The organism is Mesorhizobium sp. PL10 (assembly GCF_053714315.1).
This window is the reverse complement of sequence record NZ_JBSKBR010000083.1, coordinates 1-4,971: the sequence shown is the minus strand read 5'-3', so window position 1 is coordinate 4,971 and position 4,971 is coordinate 1. Positions and strand designations below refer to the sequence as shown.

5 protein-coding genes are annotated in these 4,971 nt (G+C 55.3%); 1 reads left to right on the top strand and 4 read right to left on the bottom strand.

Annotated elements, in window-relative coordinates:
• Positions 1 to 248: 248 nt before the first annotated feature.
• The 4 genes from ehuA to ehuB all read right to left on the bottom strand — a co-directional run bounded on the left by ehuA (position 249) and on the right by ehuB (position 3,545).
• Positions 249 to 1,040 carry an ectoine/hydroxyectoine ABC transporter ATP-binding protein EhuA gene (gene ehuA / locus ACWGTO_RS32670; RefSeq protein WP_454578834.1) on the bottom strand — a complete coding sequence of 264 codons (792 nt, stop codon included), beginning with the start codon at positions 1,038 to 1,040 and terminating at the stop codon, positions 249 to 251.
• Between the two features lie 97 nt (positions 1,041 to 1,137).
• The gene (gene ehuD, locus ACWGTO_RS32665; protein WP_454578835.1) at positions 1,138 to 1,800 is read right to left on the bottom strand and encodes an ectoine/hydroxyectoine ABC transporter permease subunit EhuD; all 663 of its coding nucleotides are present in this window, start codon (positions 1,798 to 1,800) and stop codon (positions 1,138 to 1,140) included.
• Between the two features lie 2 nt (positions 1,801 to 1,802).
• Positions 1,803 to 2,462: an ectoine/hydroxyectoine ABC transporter permease subunit EhuC gene (gene ehuC, locus ACWGTO_RS32660; protein ID WP_454578833.1), complete on the bottom strand. Its 660-nt coding sequence runs from the start codon at positions 2,460 to 2,462 to the stop codon at positions 1,803 to 1,805.
• Between the two features lie 258 nt (positions 2,463 to 2,720).
• Entirely contained in the window at positions 2,721 to 3,545 is an 825-nt protein-coding gene (gene ehuB, locus ACWGTO_RS32655) for an ectoine/hydroxyectoine ABC transporter substrate-binding protein EhuB (RefSeq protein WP_454578832.1), read from the bottom strand.
• A gap of 630 nt (positions 3,546 to 4,175) precedes the next feature.
• On the opposite strand from ehuB, the gene ACWGTO_RS32650 reads away from it, so the two are divergent.
• Positions 4,176 to 4,904 carry an aldo/keto reductase gene (locus ACWGTO_RS32650; RefSeq protein ID WP_454578831.1) on the top strand — a complete coding sequence of 243 codons (729 nt, stop codon included), beginning with the start codon at positions 4,176 to 4,178 and terminating at the stop codon, positions 4,902 to 4,904.
• Positions 4,905 to 4,971: the final 67 nt, after the last annotated feature.

The window sequence follows — 4,971 nt, the reverse complement described above, 5'->3', positions numbered from 1 at the left end:
AATCAATGACTTACGTGGCTATGTTCTTTTTGTGTTCTCGTCCAGGTGTTCAAGTCGGGTCAGAGGCAGAGCCTCAATGAATACAGTGCGACATCTGGACACGTCCCTTTCAGGTGAGTCACATTCTCCCCCCGCTCCCAAGGATTCCGTGAGCTCGGCCGTTCGGGCGCTCCAGCTGACCAGGGTATCGTTTCACGGTGCCATCCAAGAAAACCAAATGTAATCCGGAGCGTTGAAGCCGCTCCAGATTACTTGCCTTCCAAGACGGCCCTGAGAAACTGCCGCGTGCGCTCGTTTTGGGGGGCGCCGAAAAATTGATCTGGGGACCCTTGTTCGACAATTTTGCCGCCATGGAAGAAGCATACCCGATCAGAGAACTCCTTGGCGAAGCCCATCTGGTGCGTGACCATCAGCATGGTTAGGTCGTGCGCCGCGCCGAGCTCCCTGATGACGTTGAGGACTTCGCCAACGAGTTCCGGGTCGAGTGCCGACGTTACCTCGTCGAAAAGCATCACTTTTGGTCGCATTGCGAGGGCCCGAGCAATGGCCACCCGCTGCTTCTGACCGCCTGACAGTTGAATCGGGAAGTGATTCTTCTTGTCGCGAAGGCCCACCATGTCAAGCAGATCCGCCGCGCGAACTTCCGCTTCCTGTTTAGCGAGGCCGAGCACTGAGACTGGCGCCTCCATGCAGTTTTGTAGCGCAGTCATGTGCGGGAAAAGATTAAAGTGTTGAAACACCATACCGATCTTGCCACGTGCCCGCCTGAGGTAGCGCTCGCTTGACGGCACCAGTTTACCTTGTTTATGCATGTGTGTGAGGGGCTCGCCGTCGACCCAAATCACCCCGTCGTTGATGCGTTCAAGCGTCATCAAAGTGCGAAGTACGGTCGTCTTGCCTGATCCAGAGGGCCCGATTATCGAAACCTTCTCGTTGCGTTTGATCTCGAGGTTTAGGTCGTCAAGGACCGTGAGAGCACCGTACCGCTTTACAACATTCTCGAACCTGATCATCGCTTCGCTTTTGTTTTTCTCGTCCATTGCGGCGCAAGAGTTCCTTCCCGGCAGAATGTCCTGTGTAGGGTGAGACTTCAAGACGTTCTTGGAGGGGGCTATTTGTTCGTTCATAGCTACACTCCTATTGTAGATGGTAACGGCGATTAAGCCAAAAGCTGATAGACTGTACGATGGCTGAGGCGGCCAAGCTCAGCACGAGATAAAACACAGCAACAATGGTTATTGCCTCCGTATAGCGGTAGTTGTCGCCGCCGAAATTCTTTGCTTGTTGAAGCAATTCAAGGATTGCTATTGACGCGAGAATAGGCGTGTCCTTGAACATGCCGATCAAGTAATTGCCCAACGCCGGAATCACGGGGGGGATGGCTTGGGGTAGAATGATGACCCGCCACGTCCGCGCCCGCGAAAGATTGAGCGCCTTACTCGCTTCCCATTGCCCACTGTCCACGTTGTCAATGCCAGAACGGTAGACCTCGGAGCAAAAGGCGGCATAGTGGATGCCAAGCGTGCCAATGCCAGCTGTCCAGGCCGACACAGCGATGCCGAACTGAGGCGCGACGTAGTAGACGAAAAAGAGCTGCAGCAACAACGGAGTGGATCGAATAAACTCCACGACCTCGGCCATGCCGTTTGAGATCAGTTTATTTGGCGACTTCCGGATCAAGGCAATGACCAAACCTAACGCCAGCGCGATCGTGAAGCCGAGCAATGTCGCTTGGACAGTTACGATGGCACCGCGATAGAGATAAGGGAGTGCCTCCCATACGTAAGACCAGTTCCACATGTTCACGCCGAGACCTCCCGAACGAAGCCAGCCGAGAGACGACGTTCCAACCACCGCACGAAGGGTGTAATGAGCGATCGTGCGAGCACGTAGTATCCGAGAAGTGCCACAGCGAAAAACACGAGGTAGTTTCCGGTGGCGTCAGCGGCCAGTTTGGACGCAGCGGTAAACTCGGTGATCGTGACGAAGAACACGAGCGAGGTGGCTTTCAGAATCTCGATCAGCAGGTTCCCCCAAGATGGCAGCATCGCGCGAATCGCCTGGGGTAGAATGATGCGTCGCAACATAGTCAACCGTGGGAGGTTGAGAGCGACGCTCGCCTCGTATTGGCCACGCTCAACAGCTTGAACGGCGGCGCGTACCAATTCGGCGCCGTAGGCCGAAGCATTAATTCCTATACCCATGATGGCAACCGCCCAAGGAGAAAGCACTACTCCAAACATGGGCAAAACAAAGAACCACCAATAGATCTGCACCAGCATCGACGTTCCGCGAAAGAGCTCGATGTATAAAATCCCGAACAGGCGCAACGGCCAAAGAGGTGAAACTCGTGACAACCCTATCGCAAGCGCCAACACGATTGCGACGAGAGACGCTCCAATCGCGAGTATCACGGTGACCGCCGCGCCATTGGCAAGCGCAGTCACACTAAAATTGAGCATGAGATTCCCTTTTTATGTCTCTGCGATCGAAGTCCCACGGCCGGTGCCAGAATGCTTCAGGGGCACTAACTCTGGGATTGCAAGCAAATATCTCCCTTTCGTCATTCAGGCCTGTAGCGAACCTGTCGCGTGCCAAATACGCATCTGTCTCCGTTGCCGCGTGGCAACTCGGCCTGGCCCGGGGACAAGAATGCGTCTTTACTTGTCTTGCAAGCACGCTCCCGAAATGGGCGGGAGCGCGCTTCGGCAGGAAAAGTCTCACCGATTGCAGATCTCTTCGGTCGTGGTCCCGTCAGGCAGCATCATTTTTGTGTATTCGTATTTGCCGACGGCATTCATCATCTCGTCGGAGCCGATGTAGTCTTTCAGTACTGTATTGAAAGCATCGACAGTTTCCTGCTGATCAAGCGGAAAACTAAACGCGGCTTGAGATGGCTTCACCGGCTCAGTGAATGGGCTGGCCAACTCGAGGCTGTCATCCCTATCAACCAGCCTCTTCAAGACCAGATAGTCACCGCCACCAGCCGCCGCGCGACCCGTCTTGACAGCCTGGACCACCTCCGCGGTTCCGGCTACCTGCATGATCTTGTCTTCGGCGATGCCAATTTCTTTCGCAATCTTCACCTCGGTCCAGCCCGCACCCGCTACGAACGTCAGCCCCTTATCTCGCACATCTTGGTACGAGTGCAGGCCCTGCGGATTGCCCTTGGGTACCACAAGAGCTTCGTGGAAAGAGACAACCGGCTCAGTAAACAACACGTTGCGGCAGCGCGCGGGCAGAATGTAGACTCCGTCAGAGATCACATCGAAACGACCGGCCTGAAGACCAGGTATCAGCGAGCCAAATTCAGTGACGACGGGTTCTACCTTGGTAGTGCCCAACCTCTTTAGAATGTCCAACATGATGACATTGAGGTAGCCGAGCGGCTCCTTGTTTGGCCCGACGTATACAGCCGGAGGCTCATTGGAAAAACCGACCCGGATGGTTTCTCCGTTCTTGATTTTGTCCAACAAGGACTGCGAATTCGCGGGGTCGACCGAAGCGGTGAACGTAAGCGCCGCGAAAGCAGCCGCCAATACCATTGACTGCGCTCTTTGCCACGAGACGTTACGCATGCTCAGATTTTGCCACCAAACCATTTTTTAGTTCCCCTTTCGGTATAATTGTGATGCGTCAGTTCATTGACTAGGTGGGCCATTAGCCCTGCTTTGACGGCCAATCGTCGGCACGGCTAAATGAAAGCCCGCTTGAAACATACCATTGCGGGGCTGGAACTGCGGCTGATTCTAGCCGGTCGCATGCAGGAAAGCAGCGTTTTTTTGTCATCTACGCAAGTTCCACGCAATTAGGTCCGACTTCTCGGGGGATTGGGCAGGGCGGGATCAGCTTGCCAACTCCTTTCCAAAGGCCGGCGCGCCACGAGTGGATTCTCGCCGCCTCAGCTGCAATAATGATTGTGGGAGGTCTTTGAGCTTGGCCGCAGGTTCCCTCGCGCCTGCCGGTCCTGCCAGACCACTCCGCGACAAATCCATGCAAAGCTTGGTTAAATCTGCCTGTTTCCTGCGCTGCCAGCGCCAGGTAAGACGCTAAACCAAGCCTGACAAGTCTTACTCTTAAGACATCCTTCGGCCATAGCTCGCGAGACAGGCGCGGCCCGTCTTTCGAACAGTGTACGCAGGGGTGATTACCGAAGATCGAAACGGGGAGGCCTTATGCACAGCGTTACTGCCAACGGAGCAGAAATTCCGGCAATCGGATTTGGGACTTGGACTCTGAAGGGTGAAACGTGCGCCGCGTTGGTCGCACATGCCCTTTCTGTCGGCTATCGGCACCTTGACACAGCTGAGTATTACGAAAATGAAGCCGCGGTAGGTGAGGGGCTGCGGTTCTCGGGCGTATCTCGTGATAGCGTTTTTATCACGACAAAAGTGAGGACTATCAACACTGCGCCCGGCGATTTGGAGCGGTCTGCAGAGCGAAGTCTCCGGGACCTTGGACTAGATGCAATCGACCTGCTCCTGCTCCACTGGCCCAATCCTGCCGTGCCCCTTGCCGGCACCATGAAGGCATTGAATGCGGTTCGCAAATCCGGCATCACCCGGCACATCGGTGTATCAAATTTTCCAACCAGCATGCTCGCCGAGGCGGTGCGTTTGTCAGACGCTGCACTTATATGCAATCAGGTGGAATATCATCCTTATCTAGACCAGACCAGGGTTCGTAAGGCTTGCATGGCGTCCGGCATGGCGATGGTAGCTTATTGCCCCCTGGGTCGGGGCGGAGCGCTATTCGGCGAAAGGGTGATCGAGGACGCTGCCAGACATCATGGCAAAAGCCCGGCGCAGATTGTGCTGCGATGGCACGTGCAGCAGGAAGGCGTGGTGGCCATCCCACGCGCCGAACGCGAGGAGTGGCTAGTCGAAAACCTTGACCCGACTTAAACACCACCTGTAAGAATAAGTTATTAAGTCAGCATGTTAGGCGCGCGCCGGCGCGTGTTACCACTAC

Excerpts from the sequence above, each read along its gene's own strand:
- ehuC (WP_454578833.1), bottom strand. The coding sequence starts at position 2,462 with ATGCTCAATTTTAGTGTGACTGCGCTTGCCAATGGCGCGGCGGTCACC.
- ehuB (WP_454578832.1), bottom strand. The coding sequence starts at position 3,545 with ATGGTATTGGCGGCTGCTTTCGCGGCGCTTACGTTCACCGCTTCGGTC.
- ehuD (WP_454578835.1), bottom strand. The coding sequence starts at position 1,800 with ATGTGGAACTGGTCTTACGTATGGGAGGCACTCCCTTATCTCTATCGC.
- ehuA (WP_454578834.1), bottom strand. The coding sequence starts at position 1,040 with ATGGACGAGAAAAACAAAAGCGAAGCGATGATCAGGTTCGAGAATGTT.
- ACWGTO_RS32650 (WP_454578831.1), top strand. The coding sequence starts at position 4,176 with ATGCACAGCGTTACTGCCAACGGAGCAGAAATTCCGGCAATCGGATTT.